Annotated in this window: 16 protein-coding genes; 9 read left to right on the top strand and 7 right to left on the bottom strand. The window is 64.1% G+C overall.

Annotated features, from left to right (window positions below; translation table 11 throughout):
- Positions 1 to 62: 62 nt before the first annotated feature.
- From AB7532_RS14365 to AB7532_RS14350, 4 genes are all read left to right on the top strand, one after another.
- Complete coding sequence (locus AB7532_RS14365; protein ID WP_441235427.1) at positions 63 to 1892, top strand: IlvD/Edd family dehydratase; 1830 nt, start codon at positions 63 to 65, stop codon at positions 1890 to 1892.
- Positions 1893 to 2018: 126 nt separating this feature from the next.
- Complete coding sequence (locus AB7532_RS14360; RefSeq protein ID WP_200468336.1) at positions 2019 to 2750, top strand: SDR family oxidoreductase; 732 nt, start codon at positions 2019 to 2021, stop codon at positions 2748 to 2750.
- A 123-nt stretch (positions 2751 to 2873) separates the two neighbouring features.
- On the top strand, positions 2874 to 3620 hold the full coding sequence (locus AB7532_RS14355) for an SDR family NAD(P)-dependent oxidoreductase (protein WP_441235426.1): 747 nt from the start codon (positions 2874 to 2876) through the stop codon (positions 3618 to 3620).
- A gap of 7 nt (positions 3621 to 3627) precedes the next feature.
- Positions 3628 to 4020 carry a GFA family protein gene (locus AB7532_RS14350; RefSeq protein ID WP_441235425.1) on the top strand — a complete coding sequence of 131 codons (393 nt, stop codon included), beginning with the start codon at positions 3628 to 3630 and terminating at the stop codon, positions 4018 to 4020.
- A 2-nt stretch (positions 4021 to 4022) separates the two neighbouring features.
- Here the strand turns inward: AB7532_RS14350 and AB7532_RS14345 are convergent, their stop codons facing one another.
- Positions 4023 to 4922: a DMT family transporter gene (locus AB7532_RS14345; protein ID WP_441235424.1), complete on the bottom strand. Its 900-nt coding sequence runs from the start codon at positions 4920 to 4922 to the stop codon at positions 4023 to 4025.
- An 89-nt stretch (positions 4923 to 5011) separates the two neighbouring features.
- Between AB7532_RS14345 and AB7532_RS14340 the strand changes: the two genes are divergently transcribed.
- The 3 genes from AB7532_RS14340 to AB7532_RS14330 all read left to right on the top strand — a co-directional run bounded on the left by AB7532_RS14340 (position 5012) and on the right by AB7532_RS14330 (position 7115).
- Complete coding sequence (locus AB7532_RS14340) at positions 5012 to 5872, top strand: LysR family transcriptional regulator (RefSeq protein ID WP_441235423.1); 861 nt, start codon at positions 5012 to 5014, stop codon at positions 5870 to 5872.
- Positions 5873 to 5945: 73 nt separating this feature from the next.
- Positions 5946 to 6626: a site-2 protease family protein gene (locus AB7532_RS14335; RefSeq protein WP_441239277.1), complete on the top strand. Its 681-nt coding sequence runs from the start codon at positions 5946 to 5948 to the stop codon at positions 6624 to 6626.
- 63 nt (positions 6627 to 6689) lie between these two features.
- Positions 6690 to 7115 carry a hypothetical protein gene (locus AB7532_RS14330; RefSeq protein ID WP_441239276.1) on the top strand — a complete coding sequence of 142 codons (426 nt, stop codon included), beginning with the start codon at positions 6690 to 6692 and terminating at the stop codon, positions 7113 to 7115.
- A 72-nt stretch (positions 7116 to 7187) separates the two neighbouring features.
- Here AB7532_RS14330 and AB7532_RS14325 read toward each other — a convergent pair whose 3' ends face one another.
- From AB7532_RS14325 to AB7532_RS14300, 6 genes are all read right to left on the bottom strand, one after another.
- A complete protein-coding gene (locus AB7532_RS14325) occupies positions 7188 to 7985 on the bottom strand; it encodes a cell envelope integrity protein TolA (RefSeq protein WP_441235422.1) in 798 nt (265 codons plus the stop codon).
- Between the two features lie 3 nt (positions 7986 to 7988).
- Positions 7989 to 8468, bottom strand: coding sequence for a biopolymer transporter ExbD (locus AB7532_RS14320; RefSeq protein ID WP_441235421.1), 480 nt, complete (start codon positions 8466 to 8468; stop codon positions 7989 to 7991).
- 3 nt (positions 8469 to 8471) lie between these two features.
- Positions 8472 to 9452, bottom strand: a complete 981-nt coding sequence (exbB, locus tag AB7532_RS14315; protein WP_441235420.1) for a tonB-system energizer ExbB — start codon at positions 9450 to 9452, stop codon at positions 8472 to 8474.
- Complete coding sequence (locus AB7532_RS14310) at positions 9449 to 10138, bottom strand: Fe2+-dependent dioxygenase (RefSeq protein ID WP_441235419.1); 690 nt, start codon at positions 10136 to 10138, stop codon at positions 9449 to 9451. Before AB7532_RS14310 ends, exbB begins: the two co-directional genes overlap by 4 nt.
- Positions 10139 to 10140: 2 nt before the next feature.
- A complete protein-coding gene (locus AB7532_RS14305; protein WP_441239275.1) occupies positions 10141 to 12546 on the bottom strand; it encodes a TonB-dependent receptor in 2406 nt (801 codons plus the stop codon).
- Positions 12547 to 12772: 226 nt separating this feature from the next.
- On the bottom strand, positions 12773 to 13012 hold the full coding sequence (locus AB7532_RS14300) for a hypothetical protein (RefSeq protein ID WP_063983861.1): 240 nt from the start codon (positions 13010 to 13012) through the stop codon (positions 12773 to 12775).
- 372 nt (positions 13013 to 13384) lie between these two features.
- Between AB7532_RS14300 and AB7532_RS14295 the strand changes: the two genes are divergently transcribed.
- On the top strand, positions 13385 to 14557 hold the full coding sequence (locus tag AB7532_RS14295; protein ID WP_441235418.1) for an efflux RND transporter periplasmic adaptor subunit: 1173 nt from the start codon (positions 13385 to 13387) through the stop codon (positions 14555 to 14557).
- The gene (locus tag AB7532_RS14290) at positions 14554 to 17700 is read left to right on the top strand and encodes a multidrug efflux RND transporter permease subunit (protein ID WP_441235417.1); all 3147 of its coding nucleotides are present in this window, start codon (positions 14554 to 14556) and stop codon (positions 17698 to 17700) included. The genes AB7532_RS14295 and AB7532_RS14290 overlap by 4 nt, the downstream gene beginning before the upstream one ends.
- Positions 17701 to 17743: the final 43 nt, after the last annotated feature.

Below are 17743 nucleotides of genomic sequence, written 5' to 3'. Positions count from 1 at the left end.
TTGGGCATCGCACAAGCCGCTGAACCCTCGACGCCCGTGCGTTTGCATTGCAGGAGAAACCAATGACAAAAAAACCAACCAATGGGCATGCGCCCGCCGGCAACGGTGCTCGCCGCCACCTCCGCTCGCAGGAATGGTTCAACAACCCGCATAATCCGGGCATGACCGCGCTCTATCTGGAGCGCTATCTGAATTACGGCCTCACCCGCGCCGAGCTCCAGTCGGGCAAGCCGATCATCGGCATCGCCCAGACCGGCAATGACCTCTCCCCCTGCAACCGCCATCACATCGAGCTGGCCCATCGCGTCCGTGAAGGCATCCGCGAGGCCGGCGGCATTGCGATGGAATTCCCGACCCATCCGATCCAGGAGACCGGCAAGCGCCCCACCGCAGCGCTCGACCGCAACCTCGCTTATCTCGGCCTGGTCGAGATCCTCTACGGCTATCCGCTCGACGGTGTGGTGCTGACCACCGGCTGCGACAAGACCACGCCGGCCTGCATGATGGCGGCGGCGACCGTCAACCTGCCCGCGATCGTGCTGTCGGGCGGCCCGATGCTGAACGGCTGGCACAATGGCGAGCGCACCGGCTCCGGCACCATCGTCTGGAAGTCGCGCGAGCGCCTCGCCGCCGGCGAGATCGGCTACGAAGAGTTCATGGAGATCGTGGCGTCCTCGGCGCCCTCGGTCGGCCATTGCAACACCATGGGCACCGCCTCGACCATGAACGGCCTGGCCGAAGCCCTCGGCTTCTCGCTGCCGGGCTGCTCGGCGATCCCCGCGCCCTATCGCGAGCGCGGCCAGATCGCCTACGAGACGGGAAAACGCGCCGTCGAGATGGTCTGGGAAGACCTGAAACCCTCGGACATCCTGACCCGCAAGGCGTTCGAGAACTGCATCGTCATCAATTCGGCGATCGGCGGTTCGACCAACGCGCCGATTCACATCAATGCGCTGGCCCGCCACATCGGCGTCGAGCTGTCGATCGACGACTGGCAGAAGGTCGGCCATGACGTGCCGCTGCTGGTCAACATGCAGCCGGCCGGTTTTTATCTCGGCGAGGAATTCCACCGCGCCGGCGGCGTGCCGGCCGTGGTGCGCGAGCTGATGAAGCACAAGCGCATCCACGAGGACGCGGTCACCGTCAACGGTCGCGGCATCGGCGAGAACTGCAAGGACGCGCCGGTTCCTGACAACGACGTGATCTGGGCCTACGACAAGCCGCTGGTGAAGGACGCCGGGTTCCTGGTGCTGAAGGGCAATCTGTTCGATTCCGCGATCATGAAGACCAGCGTGATCTCGAAGGAATTCCGCGACCGCTATCTCAGCAACCCGAAGGACCCGAACGCATTCGAAGGCCGCGCCATCGTGTTCGAGGGGCCGGAGGATTATCACGAGCGGATCGACGACGCCTCACTCGACATCGACGAGCATTGCGTGCTGTTCGTCCGCGGCACCGGCCCGATCGGCTATCCCGGCGGCGCAGAAGTCGTGAACATGCAGCCGCCGGCGGCGCTGATCAAGCGCGGCATCCTCGCCCTGCCCTGCATCGGCGACGGCCGCCAGTCCGGCACCTCGGGCTCCCCCTCGATCCTGAACGCCTCGCCGGAAGCTGCCGCCAACGGCGGCCTTGCGATCCTGAAGACCGGCGACAAGGTCCGCATCGACCTCAACAAGGGCAGCGCCAACATCCTGATCTCGGACGACGAGGTGAAGAAGCGTCACGCCGACCTCATGGCCGATGGCGGCTTCAAGCATCCGGCGAACCAGACGCCGTGGCAGGAGATCTACCGCAACACCGTCGGCCAGCAGTCGACCGGCGCCTGCATGGAGCTCGCCACACGGTACCAGAACGTCGCCGGCACCTTTGGTGTGGCGCGGGATAATCACTAGCAGGCACACCTTTGCGAGGAGCGAAGCGACGAAGCAATCCAGACTGTCTCCACGGCGAGATTCTGGATGGCTTCGCTTCGCTCGCAATGACGATCCGATAGGCAATTCAAGAAGGAGAACAAGAAAATGGCAGACCGCCTCAAGGGAAAGCGCGCCGTCATCACGGCTGCGGCAGCAGGCATCGGGCGCGCATGCGCCCTCGCATTCGCGCGTGAAGGCGCAACCGTCATCGCGACCGACATCAACGAGGCCGGCATCGCGGGCCTGACCAAGGAAGGCATCGCCGAGGTCGCAAAGCTCGACGTCCGCAACACCGCCGACGTCAACGCCTTTGCAAAACGCGTCGGCAAGATCGACATCCTGCTCAATGCAGCCGGCTTCGTGCACCACGGCACCATCCTGGAGTGCTCGGAAGAGGATTTCGATTTCTCGTTCGACCTCAACGTCAAGTCGATGCACCGGACCATCCGGGCGTTCCTGCCCGACATGCTCGCGGGCGGCGGCGGCAGCATCGTCAACATCTCGTCATGTGCGGCGCTGCGCCCGCCGGCGAACCGCTACGTCTACAGCTCGTCGAAGGCCGCGGTGTCGCTGCTGACCCGCGCGGTCGCGCTCGACTTCATCACCAAGGGCATCCGCTGCAACTCGATCTGCCCCGGCACCGTCGAGACCCCCTCGATGCTCGACCGCGCCGCAGCCCAGGGGCCGCAGGGCAAGGAGATGTTCGTCTCCCGCCAGAAGATGGGCCGGCTCGGCACCGCCGACGAGATCGCCAACATGGCGATCTATCTCGGTAGCGACGAGAGCGCCTTCACCACCGGCGTCGACCTCGTCGTCGACGGCGGCTACATGCTCTGATCACGCCTCATCCCGCGGAGGCGTGACAGCGCCGTCTCGAGGGATGGGCCACGGGCTCTATGGTTCGAGACGCGCGCCAGGTGCGCGCTCCTCACCACGAGGGATAGAGAAAGGGACTTCTCGATGAACAAGATCGATCTCAATGGCCGCGTCGCCATCGTCACCGGCGGCGCGCAGGGCTTTGGTCGTGCCATCACCGAGCGCTTCGTGGCGTCAGGCGCCAAGGTCGCGATCTGGGATTTCGACCAGGCCCTCGCCGAGAAGACCGCAAAAGAGATCGGCGACAACGTCCGCGTCTTCAAGGTCGACGTCACCGACACCGCTGGCGTCGAGCAGGCCCGCGACGCGACGCTGGCCGCGTTCGGCAAGATCGACATCCTCGTCAACAATGCCGGTATCGCCGGCGTCAACAAGCCGGTCTGGGAGACCGACCTCGAGGAATGGCGCAAGGTGCTGCGCATCAACCTCGACGGCCCCTTCATCGTCTGCAGGGCCATCGTGCCCACGATGCTGAAGCAGAAATACGGGCGGATCGTGAACATCGCCTCGATCGCCGGCAAGGAAGGCAATCCCAACGCCTCGCACTATTCGGCCTCCAAGGCCGGCCTGATCGCGCTGACGAAATCACTCGGCAAGGAATTGGCCGCACACGACATCCTCGTCAACGCGGTGACGCCGGCCGCCGCCAAGACCGCGATCTTCGACCAGATGACGCAGCAGCATATCGACTTCATGCTGTCGAAAATCCCCAAGGCGCGCTTCGTGCTGGTGGAAGAGCTCGCCGCGATGGCGGCCTGGCTTGCGTCCGAGGACTGCGCGTTCTCGACCGGCGCCGTGTTCGACATCTCCGGCGGGCGCGCAACCTATTGAGGCCATCATGATCCGGGAAGGTGGATGCCTGTGCGGCGCGGTGCGGTTCAAGGCGGAGGGCGAGCCGCTCAACGTCCGCATCTGCCATTGCCGCATGTGCCAGAAGGCGATGGGCTCGCCCTACTTCGTCCGCGCGCAGTTCGACCAGCGCGCGCTGTCCGTCGAGGGCGAGACGGAGCACTACGCGTCGTCGGAGAACATCGACCGGGTGTTCTGCAAGCGCTGCGGCACGCGGCTATTCTCCTGGCGCCGCAACGGTACGCTGGCGGGCGTTTCGCTCACGACCTTCGACGACCGCAACGCGTTCGCGCCGACCGAGCACATCTGGGTCTCGGAAAAGCTGGCGTGGCTGAAGCTCGACGACGGTCTGGTGCAATACCAAGGTACAATCCCGGCGTGATATCAGGCTTGCCGTGATGCGGTCGCGGCTTGCCGCCCCGTCGTCGTCGCGATCCAGATCCCGGCGAACACCGCAACGATACCGGTGGCCAGATTCCAGCGCAGCGGCTCGTTCAGCAGCCAGGCACCGACCAGCGATGCCGTGATCGGATTGACCGTCACGGAAATTGCAACGCGCGTCGGTGTCGTCCGCTCCAGCGCGAAGGCCCAGAGATAGAAAGTCAGCGCCGCGCCGAAGGCGCCGAGATAGAGCGCGGCTAGCCATTGCGGCGTACCGAAGCCGGCTATGGGCGCAAAGCTGCCGCGGACACAAGACAGCAGGACAAGGCAGAGAGCGCCTGCCGCCATGCTCATCGTGGTGAAGGCGATCGGGCTGGATCGTTTGATCAGCGGCTTCGACCAGATGCCGTACAACGCCATGCACAGCGCCGCCGCCATCATCAGGAGATCGCCGCGCCAAGCGCCCGGTGGGGCCGAGGTCAGGTCTGAGAGCAGAGCAACCGCAACGCCAAGGGTCGCGATCACGACGCCGATCGCCTTGCGCCAGGTCAGGGCTTCGGCGCCGAGCGCAGCCCCGATGACCAGCGACAGCAGCGGCAGCGTCGACAAGGCGAGCGCACCGCGCGCGGCGGTCGTGAAGATCAGCGATGCATTGAACAGGATCGGAAACAGCGCGAAGAACAGAATGCCGAGCCCGATCGCGGCGGCAAAATCCCCTCGCCCCGGCCAGCGGTCACCACGCAGCAGCGTCAGCGGCAACAGCAGGAGAAAACCGATGCCGAACCGGAACGAGCCGATGGCCAGCGGATCGAGGCTGCTCACGAGATAACGCGTGGCGCCGATCGAGGTGCCACCAAGGCCGCTCGACAATATTGCGGCCAGAACGCCGGAGATTTCGCCCACACTTCCTCTCGCCGTTGCTTTGAAAGCAGCATACGAGACGCGCCGAAACAGGGAATGGAATTTCCGTCATACCGGGATAAGTTTTCGTCATGACCACAATCGATCCCGATCTGCTGAAAGCCTTCCTCGCCGTTGCCGAGCATCGCTCGTTCACGCGCGCGTCCCACGTGCTCAACCGCACCCAGTCGGCCGTCAGCGTTCAGATCAGGCGCCTGGAGGAACGGCTCGGCACCACACTGTTTCAGCGCACACGCGCCGGCGTCGCGCTGACCGCGGCGGGCGAAGAGCTCCTCGACTATGCAAGGCGCTTACTCGAGCTCAATGCAGAGGCGATCGATGCGCTCCGCGCGCGCAAGCACGACGCCGTGGTCCGCCTCGGCGTGATGGACGATTACGGCACGATCGTCATTCCGCCATTGCTGGCGGACTTCGCCAAAAGCCATCCCGAAATTCCCGTCGAGATCGAGACCGGGCTGACCACGACGATGCCGGCGCGGCTCGGCGAAGCCTATGACCTCGTCATCGCCATGCATCCGGAAGGACGCGGCGATGGCGAGTTCTTGCGGCGCGAGCAGGCCGTCTGGGCCGCGGCCGCGTCCTATCCAGCCAAAGCGCAGGACACGCTGTCCCTCGCGCTCTACCCGCCGGGCTGCCTGTTCCGGCAATGGGCTGCAGCGGCGCTCGACGCCGCCGGCCTGCGCTGGCGCCTCGCCTTTGTCAGCCGGACGCTTGCGGCGGTGGAGGCGATTGCGGCGCAGGGCCTCGCCATCACGGTCGTGAAAGCCGGCACCATGCCCTCTCGCCTGCGCGCGCTGGCCGAGCGCGACGGCCTGCCGCCGCTGCCGGCGGCGGACATCCGTCTCCACCGCGCGCGCAACCTGTCGCGGACCGGCGCGCTGCTGGCCGATCATCTCCAGCGTGGCATTTCGGAACCGGCCACCCTATGTTGACTTGAAGCGTTGCTGCACCGCCGGTTTGGCCGGGTCGTCTGCAAGGCCGCAGGCAAACCGGGACCAACGAGCCGTGAACGTTTCCTTTTATGATTTTTCGGTCTGGATCTTCCCGATCCTGATCGCCATCACCTTCCATGAGGCCGCGCATGCCTTCGTCGCGCATCGGCTCGGTGACAACACGGCCTGGCAGCTTGGCCGGGTCAGCTTCAACCCTATCAAGCATATCGACCCGTTCGGCACCGTGATTCTGCCCGCGATGCTGCTGTTCACGCATTCGCCGTTTCTGTTCGGGTATGCCAAGCCGGTCCCGGTCAATTACCGCAACCTCAACCACCCCAGGCTCGACATGGTCTGGGTGGCGCTGGCCGGGCCCGTCACCAACATCCTGCTGGCGCTTGCCGCGGCGCTCGCGCTCCACGCCCTGCCCTTTGCCCCGGCCGGTTCGGCGAAATGGATCTTCGACAATCTGAAGAATGCGCTGGTTTTCAACGCGATCCTGGCGGTGTTCAACATGATGCCGATCCCGCCGCTCGACGGCGGCCGCGTCGCGGTCGGGCTGCTGCCCCGGCCGCTCGCCATGCCGCTGGCCCGGCTCGAGCCGTTCGGGTTGCTGATCCTGATCGGCCTGTTGATCCTGCTGCCGCTGGCGGGCTCGCAACTCGGTCTAAATCTTGATGTTATTTCAGTAATACTGCGAACGTTGACCGGTTATGTGATTCAGGCTGTTCTCTTTCTGACCGGCAATGCGTAGTTGAACAGCGACACCCGAACACACCCCGAAGGGCCCGAGGCCGACTTGGTCAAAGCTGCCGATATGCTGATCGCGCGACGCGCCGACACCCGCGCCCGCGCGGATTTTGCCACCTGGAAGATGATGACCAAGCTCAACGGCTCGGCCGCGCTGCCCCCTGAAGCCCAGGAATTCCTGGTCAGCTACAAGAACCTGCTGGCGCAGATGAGCGAGGGTGAGGCCACCGAGGCCACCATCGGCGCGATCTACAAGGCGTACTATGCCGAGATGGGCGGCGCGGGAACCGCGCCCGATGTTCGCCCCCGACAGGCAGAGCCGGCCGCGGACAATGTTACCACCTTCCGCCGCCCGGAACCGAAGCCGAAGCCGAAGACCAATTTCTTCGGGACAAGCGCGGCCGGCGGAACCCAGAACCGGCCGCTCCCGGTGGCGCTGATCTTCGTCTGCCTGGTCGTGGTCTATGCCGGGATCCGGCTCTACTGGCGTTGAGCCAGAACGCCTCGCCGATCGCTTGTGAGGAGCCGCTGACCCCGCAGGGGGAAGCCCTGCGCGTGGACCGCGCTACTTCTTCTTCTGGTTGAAGATGACGGGGACGCTGAATTTGAGGCCCTCGTCCGCCTGCACCGCCGGCGGCGCGGGCAACGGGCTCGCGCGATGGAGCATCGCGATCGCTTCCTCGTCAAATCGCTTGTCGCCGGACGTCTCCTGGATCTCGGCAGAAAGAACGTTGCCGGCGCGATCAAGCTCGAAGGTGACCACCACCTTGGCGTCCTTGACCTTGTCGACTTTCGGATAGCGCTTGTGGCGTTCGAACCAGGCGCTGATCTGCTTGCCCCAGCCGGCCACCAGCTTCTTCTTGTCGTCCAGCAGCCCCTTCTCGATGATCTGGGCTTTTTCGCCGAGCGTCGCATCGTCGGAAGGCTTGCGGGGCGCCGTCGCCTCCGAAGCAACGGATTCGACCGACTGGCTGGTCTCGACCTTCGCCGGCTCAGGCTCGTCCTCCTGAGGCTTCTTGGCGTTGTTCTCGGTGACGACCTTGTCGGCTTCCTCTTCGGTGTCGGTCGGCTTTTCCTTTGGAAGATCGACTTCCTTTTCGACCGCCTTCTGCTGCGCCAGCGCCGGTGAGGCCACCGACGCGTCGCTTTCCGGCCCCGGCGGAAGATCGGTTTCCTCGGCCTTCAGCGCGACCATCTCGAGACCGATCGCACCGTCGTCGGCACCCAGCCCCTCATCGAGATCGACGGTTTCGAGATTGGCGATCGCCAGCGCCGCGCCGCCGACATGCAGAAACAGCGCGACAATCGCCGCCAGCACCCAAAGGGCGCGAGATCGCCATTTCCTGGTGTCAGGCTCGCTCATATCTCACTGCTTCGCCGGGCTTGCAGGCTCGACTTGCGCGGCTCCGGCTTGCGCGGCCACACCTTCAAGGGCTTCGACCTTGAGGTTTCTGTAATTGCCACCGCGCAAGATCTCGAGCACGTCGAAGAATTCGCCGTAAGGCACCCCGCGATCGACCCGCAGGAAGATCGGCTTTTCCTTGCCAGCATCGGGCCGGTTGTCGAGCGAACGAACCAGATCGGCGCGCTTGACGAAATTCTCGCCGATCGCGATCGCGAGATCCGACTTGATCGTGACGAAGGTCGGCTTGTCCGGTTTCTTCTGCTGCGTCACCGTCGTGGACGTCGGCATGTCGATTGGAAGGTCCACCGTCGACAGCGGTGCTGCGACCATGAAGATGATCAGCAGCACCAGGATGACGTCGATGAACGGCGTGACGTTGATGTCATGCGTCTCGGAGAAATCGTCGTCATCGGAATCGTTGTCTGAGAGCGAAACGGCCATGACTCACTCCGCTGCGCGCGAGTGCATGCTGCCGTGGCTGCGGTCGAGATCGCGCGAAAGCAGCCGTCCGGCCGCACCCGAGGCGCGGCTGACGAGTTCGAGATAGTTCTTCGTCACGCGCGAGAAGTGGTTGTAGATGATGACGGCGGGGATCGCGGCGACGAGGCCGATCGCGGTCGCGAGCAGCGCCTCGGCGATGCCGGGCGCGACGACGGCAAGGTTCGTGGTCTGCGACTTCGAGATGCCGATGAAGCTGTTCATGATGCCCCAGACCGTGCCGAACAGGCCGACGAAGGGCGACGTGGAGCCGATGGTCGCGAGCACGCCCATGCCGATGCGGATGCGCCGCGCCTCGGCGCGCGTGATCTCGGAAAAGCTCGAGGCTGCGCGCTCCTTGATGCCGGCATCGCTGGACAGCCCGGCCGACATCCGCGCCTCGCGCAATGCAGCCGCCAGGAAGGACGGCAGGATCCCCCCCTTCGCGCCGAGCGCCATCTGCGCTTCGGCAAGCGACCGTGCTTCCGCGATCTTCTTCAGCGACGACCGAAGCCTGGCGGCCGCAGCCGACAACTCGATCGACTTGGCGATCAAAACGGTCCAGGTCATCAGCGATGCAAAGGCGAGCCCGATCATCACCGTCTTCACGATGACGTCCGCTTCCCAGAACATCGACCAGGGCGACAGTTCCTTCTTGGCCGGCGCGGCGGCGGCGGCCGGCGCATCGGGCTTCGCGGGCGCAGCAGCGATGGCCGCGGGCGGCGTGGTCGGAGCCGCGGGGCTCGCCACTGTCGAAGCAGGCGCCTGGCCGGCAGGCGTCGATGCCGAGGGCGCTGCAGGAGCCGGGCTGGCCGCGGACGGCTGAGCCGTCGTTTGGGCCGGTGCCGTTGCCGGGTTTTGTATCTGGGCGGAAACAGGGGATGCGAGCCAGACGGCCGCCAACATGGCGGCTGCGGCAAGGCTTGCTTGGAAGGACATGATCTTCATACTTCGGCCCAGTAGCGAATGAGGTTGTGATAGATACCCGTCAATTTGACCGTTTCGGGATCGTCACGCCCGAGCCGTTCCACCAGCGCCTGAATCGCGGTGTCGAGGTCAAAGATCATGGTACGGGCTTGATCGTCCCGTATCATGCTCTGAAGCCAGAAGAAAGACGCAACCCGCGTTCCCCTCGTCACCGGCGTGACCAGATGGAGGCTGGTCGAGGGATAGAGCACGCAGTCGCCGGCTGGCAACTTGACTTCGTGCGAACCGTAGGTGTCCTCGATCACAAGTTCGCCACCGTCGTATTCTTCCGGCTCGGCGAGGAACAGCGTGACCGACAGGTCGGTGCGGATGCGAAGGCCGGTCAGCCGGTCGCCGCGGATCGCGTTGTCGACGTGCAGGCCGAAATGGTGGCCGCTGTCCGCCGCATAGCGGTTGAACAGCGGCGGGAAGATCTGGAGCGGGATCGCCGCCGCCAGGAACCGCGGGTTCGACGTCAACGCCGAAATGATGCGGTGACCGAGCTTGCGCGCGACATCGCTGTCGGGCGGCAATTGCTCGTTGCGCTTGACCATGGCCGACTGCGCCCCTGCGGTCGAGCGGCCATCCTCCCATTCGCTGGCGTCCATGATGCGGCGGAAATCCGCCACATCATCCTTGCCGAGAACGCCAGACAGGCACGTCAACATAATCAGAACTTCGCAGTCGTGACGAGATAGAACGCTCGGCCAGGTGCGACCGACACGAACGGAACGGCACTGCGGTAGAGCGTGTCGTAATAGAGCTTGTTGGTGAGGTTCTGCGCGTAGAACTTCATGGTCCAGTTCTTGTCGATCTTCTTTTCGACAAACGCGTCGAAGCGCCAATAGCTCGGCAGTTCGTTGCCGGTGTTGGCCGCGAACGTGCCGCCATAGACCTTCGAGCGGTAGACCGCTTGCCCGCCGAGCTCCCAGCCGCCGTCGAACTTGTACTTGGTCAGCATGCTGAACGACTGGTGGGCAACGTTGGCCAGTTGCAAGCCGATGTTGGAGGCGATGTTGCTCTGCGTGACCTTCGACTGCATCAGCACGATGCCGCCGAACACGCTCCAGCGATCGGTGATCTTGCCTTCGGCCTCGATGTCGATGCCCTGGATGCGGTAGGCCGCGTTCGAGGTGAGCAAGCCCGCTGCGTTGTTCTCGCGTGCGTTGTCCTTGGTGGTTTGGAACAGCGAACCGGACACCAGCAGGTGACGATCCACCAGTTCCCATTTGGTGCCGACTTCGGCCGCCTTGTTACGCTCGGGTCCGAGCAGGACCGTCGTGTTGGCGGGAACGCCACCGTAATCGGTGCCGGTCGCGTCAAGCTCCGAGCCGAACGGGTTGGCCGAAGTTGCATAGGCGACGTAGAGGCTGCCGATCGATACCGGCTTGTAGACCAGGCCGACGTTGTAGTTCACGAGGTCCGAATTCATCTTCAGTCGGGCGGAATTGGTCGACGAGCTCATGCTGTAGCCGTCGTAACGGATACCGCCGTTGACGATGATGGTGTCCTGCCAGTTCGCGGTGTCCATCACGTACACGCTGCTGGTGTTGACGCCATAGCGCGTCGGATTGCCGGTCAGCGACGGCGACTTGAACCCCGACAGATAGGTGTACTGAGGGGAATAGACATTGACGCCCGTGATGGCGCCGTTGCTCGTGAAGGGCGAGCCGGCCAGTTCCGACGTGAGGCCCGCGTAACGGTCGATCGTAATATCTTCATTGGTATATTCGACGCCGACCACGGCGGTGTGCTTGACCCCGCCGGTGTCGAGCTTGAACGTGGCTTCGTTCTGGTTGGCCCACACGTCCACTTGCTGGAAGCGGCTCTGCGCGCTGGCCGTCGTGGTCCAGAGCATCGGATTGGCGTTGGTCGTGATCGGATTCTGCGGCAGCGTGCCGATATAGTTGAGCTCCGAGTGCTCGCCGCGCACCTTGCTGGTCAGCGTGATGGCGTCGTTGACCTTGTACTCGATGGTGCCGGTGCCGAAATCCTGCCGCGCGGCCTGGAAGTCGCGGTTGAGGAAGCCGTACCAGGTTCCACGCGGAATCCCCGCCGACGTCACCGGGACGTTGCCCTGCTTGTAATAGGGCACGCCGAAGTCCGGCAGACCGCTGAGGTCGGTGTGCACGTAGTTCGTGGTGATCTTGATGTCGCTGGTCGGGGTGTACTTGGTCGAGATGAAGCTGCCCCAGCGGTTGTCGGTCACGTAATCGCGGCCGGCGACGTTGGCGTCCTGGAACAGGCCGCCGGTGCGCACCGAGAAGGTGGGGTCGACGACCTGGTTGACGTCGATGGTGACGCGCTTGGTCCTGTCGGTACCGAACTCGGTATCCATGCGCTGGAAATTGACATCGCCCGCCTGCTTGGTGACGATGTTGATGGCGCCACCGGCGGTGCCGCGGCCGGCATAGGACGAGGCCGGGCCGCGCAGGATCTCGATCTGCTCGGTGAAGAAGTTCTCGCGAATGGAGACCGCGGGATCGCGGATACCGTCGATGAAGATGTCGTTGCGCGCATCGAAGCCGCGGATGAAGAAGCGGTCGCCGAACGCATTGCCGCCTTCACCCGAGCCGAGCGTCACGCCGGCCGTCGAACGCCCGATCTCCTTCAGCGTGGTGGCGTTCTTGTCCTGGAGCACCTCTTTGCTGAGGACCGTGATGGTCTTCGGCGTGTTCAGCATCTTCTCCGGAAACTTGCCCGAGGCCTGGACGTGGTCAACCTTGTAGGGCGCCGCCGGATCCGAATAGGGATTGCGATCTGCTTCGCCGACCACGGTCGGCGCGGCCGTTGCGGCCTGCTGCTGGCGTTGCGCGGCGCGGCGAAGCGCATTGCGCGCACGAACCTGCTCGGCCGACGGCTTCGAAGCAGCCGGACGCGGGCGCTCGACGGGAGCGTCCACATTCACCGGCGGCAGGTTCGACTGCTGCGCCTGTGCGCCAGTCGAAACCGACGCCACCGCGATCAAGCTCGCGACTGCCGAAACTCTCTTGCCGGAAATTCCCGCCGACTTGTCATCCAGCGGATTAAACGCTGCGACCGAACGCAACGACTTCGGTGCGACCACCTGCCCCATTACCAAACGCCCCATATTCTTGTTCGCTCACTCACTTCGATGAACGATTGGGTGTTGGTATCGGCCACAAAATAGCCGGTCAATGCGGGCAACCCGCGACAACCCCGGAATACGTCCAGTTCAAAACGATTCTAAACTTCAGTTTGAAATCGTTCTAAATCATTGTTTGGACTCGTTCTAAATTACGCGCGAAAATTTACGCGAGATTCCACTCCGCATATCGGCGTCAATCGCTGCTCGGCGGCTTCATCAGCGAGAACAATTCGTCGACGGTTTTCTGCGCGACCGCACGCACGCGATCGCTGTTGTCCATGCCGGCGATGTTGACGCCGCCCACGACGGCTTTGATCTCGTCGCGGAAGTCGGTGAGAAAGCGCAAGGGATCGCGCTGCTCGTTGGCGACGCGCGCGATCAGTCCCGTGATCAGAATCTGACACGCGATCAGCTTGCCGTTCAGCTCGTCCATCCTGCGCTCCATGTGTGGGGGCCGATATGACCGATGCGAATTTTCCTGACAACCGAAACGCGGCGTTTGCGATTTAGAACCGTTCTTGCGAGTTGCCGGCCGCACGGCCCTGTACGACGCGCCCTAGTGCGCGCACACCGGTTCCGAGCATTGCACGAGGTTTGCGCGCGGATCGTTCGCGCCGGGAAAATGCAGCACTGCACACCGCTTCGCCAAAGGATTGCCTAAGCAGTGCAAAGCTTTCCAATTGTTTAGGATTCTCTACCGATAGTGCTGTTTACACTGGAACTTGGCGTGTAATATACAAGCCGTTCTGGAACCCTATGATTTCCCGCAATTCGTAGCTTTGGGCATACGAGCCAACGAGCCGATATGAAAAAATCGCGGCCGATACTCTGGATTGTCATCATCGCGGCCGTGGCCACCGCGGGTTACTATGGTTGGCAGAAATTCGGCTCGCCCGAGGCCGGAAAAACCCAGACCGCCCAAAAGGGCCCGCCCCGCGCGCCCGCCATTCAGGTCAGCGTTTCGCCGGTGCAGAAGGTCGATTTCCCGGTCTATCTGACCGGTCTTGGCACGGTTGCGGGCTTCAATACCGTCCAGGTTCGGAGCCGGGTTGACGGCCAGATCGACAAGATCGCCTTCACCGAAGGCCAGATCGCCAAAGAGGGCGAGCTTCTGGCCTCGATCGACCCCCGCCCCTATCAGGCCACGCTCGACCAGGCCAAGGCCAAGAAGGCGCAGGACGAGGCCAGTCTGGCCAACGCCAATCTCGAGCTCCAGCGCGCCATGAAGCTCGGTGAATTCGCCACCGCGCAGCGGGTGGACACCCAGCGCTCCACCGTCGCACAGCTCACCGCGCAGATCGCCGCCGACGAAGCCGCGATCTCCAACGCCCAGACCCAGCTCGACTACACCCAGATCAAGGCGCCGATCACCGGCGTTGCCGGCCTCCGCCTGGTCGATGTGGGCAACATCGTCAACGCCTCGACCCAGACCGGCATCGTCACGATCTCGCAGGTCGAGCCGATTTCGGTGATCTTCACCGCCCCGGAGGACCAGCTCCCCTATATCAGCGAGGGCCAGAAAGCCGGCGCGCTGAAGGTGATCGCATTCACCACCGACGGGAAAAAGACGCTGGCCGAGGGCAAGCTTGCCGTCATCAACAACCAGGTCGACACGACCAGCGGGACGATTCGGCTGAAGGCGGTGTTCGACAACAAGGAACACACGCTGTGGCCGGGCCAGTCGGTGTCGACGCGGCTTCTGGTCCGCACCCTGAAGGACGCGACCGTGGTTCCCGATGACGCGGTTCAGCATTCCACCAACGGCCTCTACGCCTATACCGTCAATCAGGACAACAAGGCCGAGGTCCACAAGATCAAGGTCAGCTACGCCATCGACGGACATTCGGTCGTCGATGAAGGGCTGAGCCCGGGCCAGCAGGTGATTACCGGCGGCCAGTTCAAGGTTCAGCCCGGAAGCGTCGTTTCGACGGCCGTGGCGAGCTCGGATCCAAGCCAGAACAAGGTACGACGGGAATGACCGAGGGCGGGATTTCGGCACCTTTCATCCGTTATCCCATCGGCACCTCGCTGCTGATGGCCGGCATTCTCTTCGTCGGTCTCGTCGCCTATCCCCTGCTGCCGGTCGCGCCGCTGCCGCAGGTGGACTTCCCCACCATCCAGATCACGGCCAATCTGCCGGGCGGCAGCCCCGAGACGATGGCCTCGTCGGTGGCACAGCCGCTGGAGCGGCAATTCGCCCAGATCCCCGGCATCGCCCAGATGACCTCGACGAGTTATCTCGGCACCGCCTCGATCACCATCCAGTTCGACCTCAACCGCAGCATCGACGGCGCCGCCAACGACGTGCAGGGCGCCATCAACGCCGCCAGCGGCCAGTTGCCGAAGAATCTGCCCTCGCCCCCGACCTACCGCAAGGTCAACCCGGCCGACGCGCCGATCCTGCTGCTGTCGGCGACGTCGGAGACGCTGCCCCTGACCAGCGTCAGCGACGCGGTCGACGCCCAGCTCGCCCAGCAGATCAGCCAGCTCTCGGGCGTCGCGCAGGTCTTCATCGGCGGCCAGCAGAAACCCTCTATCCGCATCCAGATCGACCCGGCGAAACTCGTCGCCAAGGGCCTGTCGATGGAGGACGTGCGCAGCCAGATCGCGATCACCACGGTCGACAGCCCCAAGGGCAATATCGACGGGCCGAAGCGCGCCTACACGATCTACGCCAACGACCAGCTGACCCAGTCCAAGGACTGGAACGACGTCATCATCGCCTATCGCAACGGCGGCCCGTTGCGAATCCGCGACATCGGCCAGGCGGTCAGCGGCGCCGAAGACGCCAAGCAGGCCGCCTGGGCCAACGGCAAGCGCGGCGTGTTCCTGGTGATCTTCAAGCAGCCGGGCGCCAACGTCATCGAGACGGTCGACCGGATCAAGGCGACCCTGCCCCGCCTCGTGGCGGCGATTCCGCCCGCGATCAAGATCGAGCTCATCAGCGACCGCACCACGACGATTCGCGCCGCGGTCGAGGACGTCCAGTTCACGCTGCTGCTGACCATCGCGCTCGTGGTCATGGTCATCTTCGTCTTCCTGCGCAGCTTCTGGGCGACCGTCATTCCCACCATCACGGTTCCGCTGGCGCTACTGGGCGCGTGCGCCCTGATGTGGATCGTCGGCTATTCGCTCGACAATCTATCGCTGATGGCGCTCACGATCGCGGTCGGTTTCGTCGTCGACGACGCCATCGTGATGCTCGAGAATATCACGCGCTATATCGAGGAAGGCGAATCGCCGATGGCGGCGGCCTTCCGGGGCTCCAAGGAAATCGGCTTCACCATCGTGTCGATCAGCGTCTCGCTGGTCGCGGTGCTGATCCCGCTGCTGCTGATGGGCGGCATCATCGGGCGCCTGTTCCGCGAATTCGCGGTCGTGCTGGCGATGACCATCTTCGTCTCGATGTTCGTGTCGCTGACGCTGACGCCGATGATGGCCTCGCGCTTCCTGCGCGCCCATGGCGAGGTCACCCATGGCAAGTTCTACCAGTGGAGCGAGGCCGCTTTCGACGGCATGCTGCGCGGCTACGAATATGTGCTCGACCACGCGCTGGCCTGGCGGCGTACCACGCTCACGATCTTCTTCGCCACGCTTGGCCTGTCGATCTACTTGTTCATCCTGATCCCGAAGGGCTTCTTCCCGCAGCAGGACGTCGGCCTGATCACCGCCACCTCCGAAGCCTCGCAGGACATCTCCTTCGCCGAGATGCAGCGGCGCCAGGTCGAGCTCGGCAAGATCGTGATGGATGATCCCGACGTCGCCACGATCGCGATGAACATCGGCGGCAGTGGCCGCGCCGGCAACAACGGCAACATGTTCATTACGCTGAAGCCGCGCAACGAGCGCGAGGCCTCGGCACAGCAGATCATCGCGCGGCTGCGTCCCAAGCTCGACAAGGTGTCCGGCGCCCGCCTCTACATGCAGGCGGCCCAGGACGTCCGTCTCGGCGGCCGTCCGACGCGCACGCAGTTCGAGTTCACCTTGCAGGATGCCGATCTCGCCGAGCTCAACGACTGGGCGCCGAAGATCCTCGCCAAGATGCAGACGCTGCCGCAGCTGCGCGACGTCGCGACCGACCAGCAGACGCAGGGCACCACGGTCCAGCTCAAGATCAACCGCGACACCGCCTCGCGCTACGGCATCCAGCCGCAGGTGATCGACGACACGCTGTATGACGCGTTCGGCCAACGGCAGGTCACGCAGTATTTCACCCAGCTCAACACCTACAAGGTGATCCTCGAGATCCTGCCGGAGTTGCAGGGCAATCTCGACAGCCTGAACAAGCTTTACGTGAAGTCGCCGCTGACCGGCGACCAGGTGCCGCTGTCGACCTTCGCGACCTGGAGCACGGATGCGGTCCGCCCGCTCTCGATCAGCCACCAGGGCCAGTTCCCGGCGATCACGATCAGCTTCAACCTCGCGCAAGGCGTCGCGCTCGGCCAGGCCACCGAGGCCGTGCAGAAGGCGATGGCCGATCTGGGCGCGCCGCCGACGCTGAATTCGAGCTTCCAGGGCACCGCGCAGGCGTTCCAGCAATCGCTCGGCACCGTGCCGCTGCTGATCCTCGCCGCCCTCGTCGTGGTCTATCTGATCCTCGGCATCCTCTACGAGAGCTACATCCACCCGATCACGATTCTCTCGACGCTGCCTTCGGCCGGCGTCGGCGCACTCCTGATCCTGATGGCCGCCGGCTTCGACTTCAGCCTCATTGCTTTGATCGGAATTATTCTTCTGATCGGCATCGTGAAGAAGAACGGCATCATGATGGTCGACTTCGCGATCGCCGCGGAGCGCGACCACCACAAGACGCCGGAGGAATCGATTCGCCAGGCCGCGCTGCTGCGCTTCCGTCCGATCATGATGACGACGATGGCGGCCTTGCTCGGCGGCGTGCCGCTGATGCTCGGCCACGGCACCGGCGCCGAAATCCGCCAGCCGCTCGGCTACGCCATGGTCGGCGGCCTCATCGTCAGCCAGGCGCTGACGCTGTTCACGACGCCGGTCGTCTATCTCTATCTCGACAAGCTCAACAACTGGTTCTCCACCTGGGGCCGTTCGGATGACGGCGAAGGCCACGAGACGCCCGAGCACGGCGCCGTTAAGCAAGCCGCCGAGTAAACTTGCGCAGCGGCTCCCGCGACGCTACAGCGGGGGCCCCCGG

Source organism: Bradyrhizobium sp. 930_D9_N1_4 (assembly GCF_052076015.1).
GTDB lineage: Bacteria > Pseudomonadota > Alphaproteobacteria > Rhizobiales > Xanthobacteraceae > Bradyrhizobium.
This window is presented reverse-complemented; position numbering and strand designations above follow the sequence as displayed.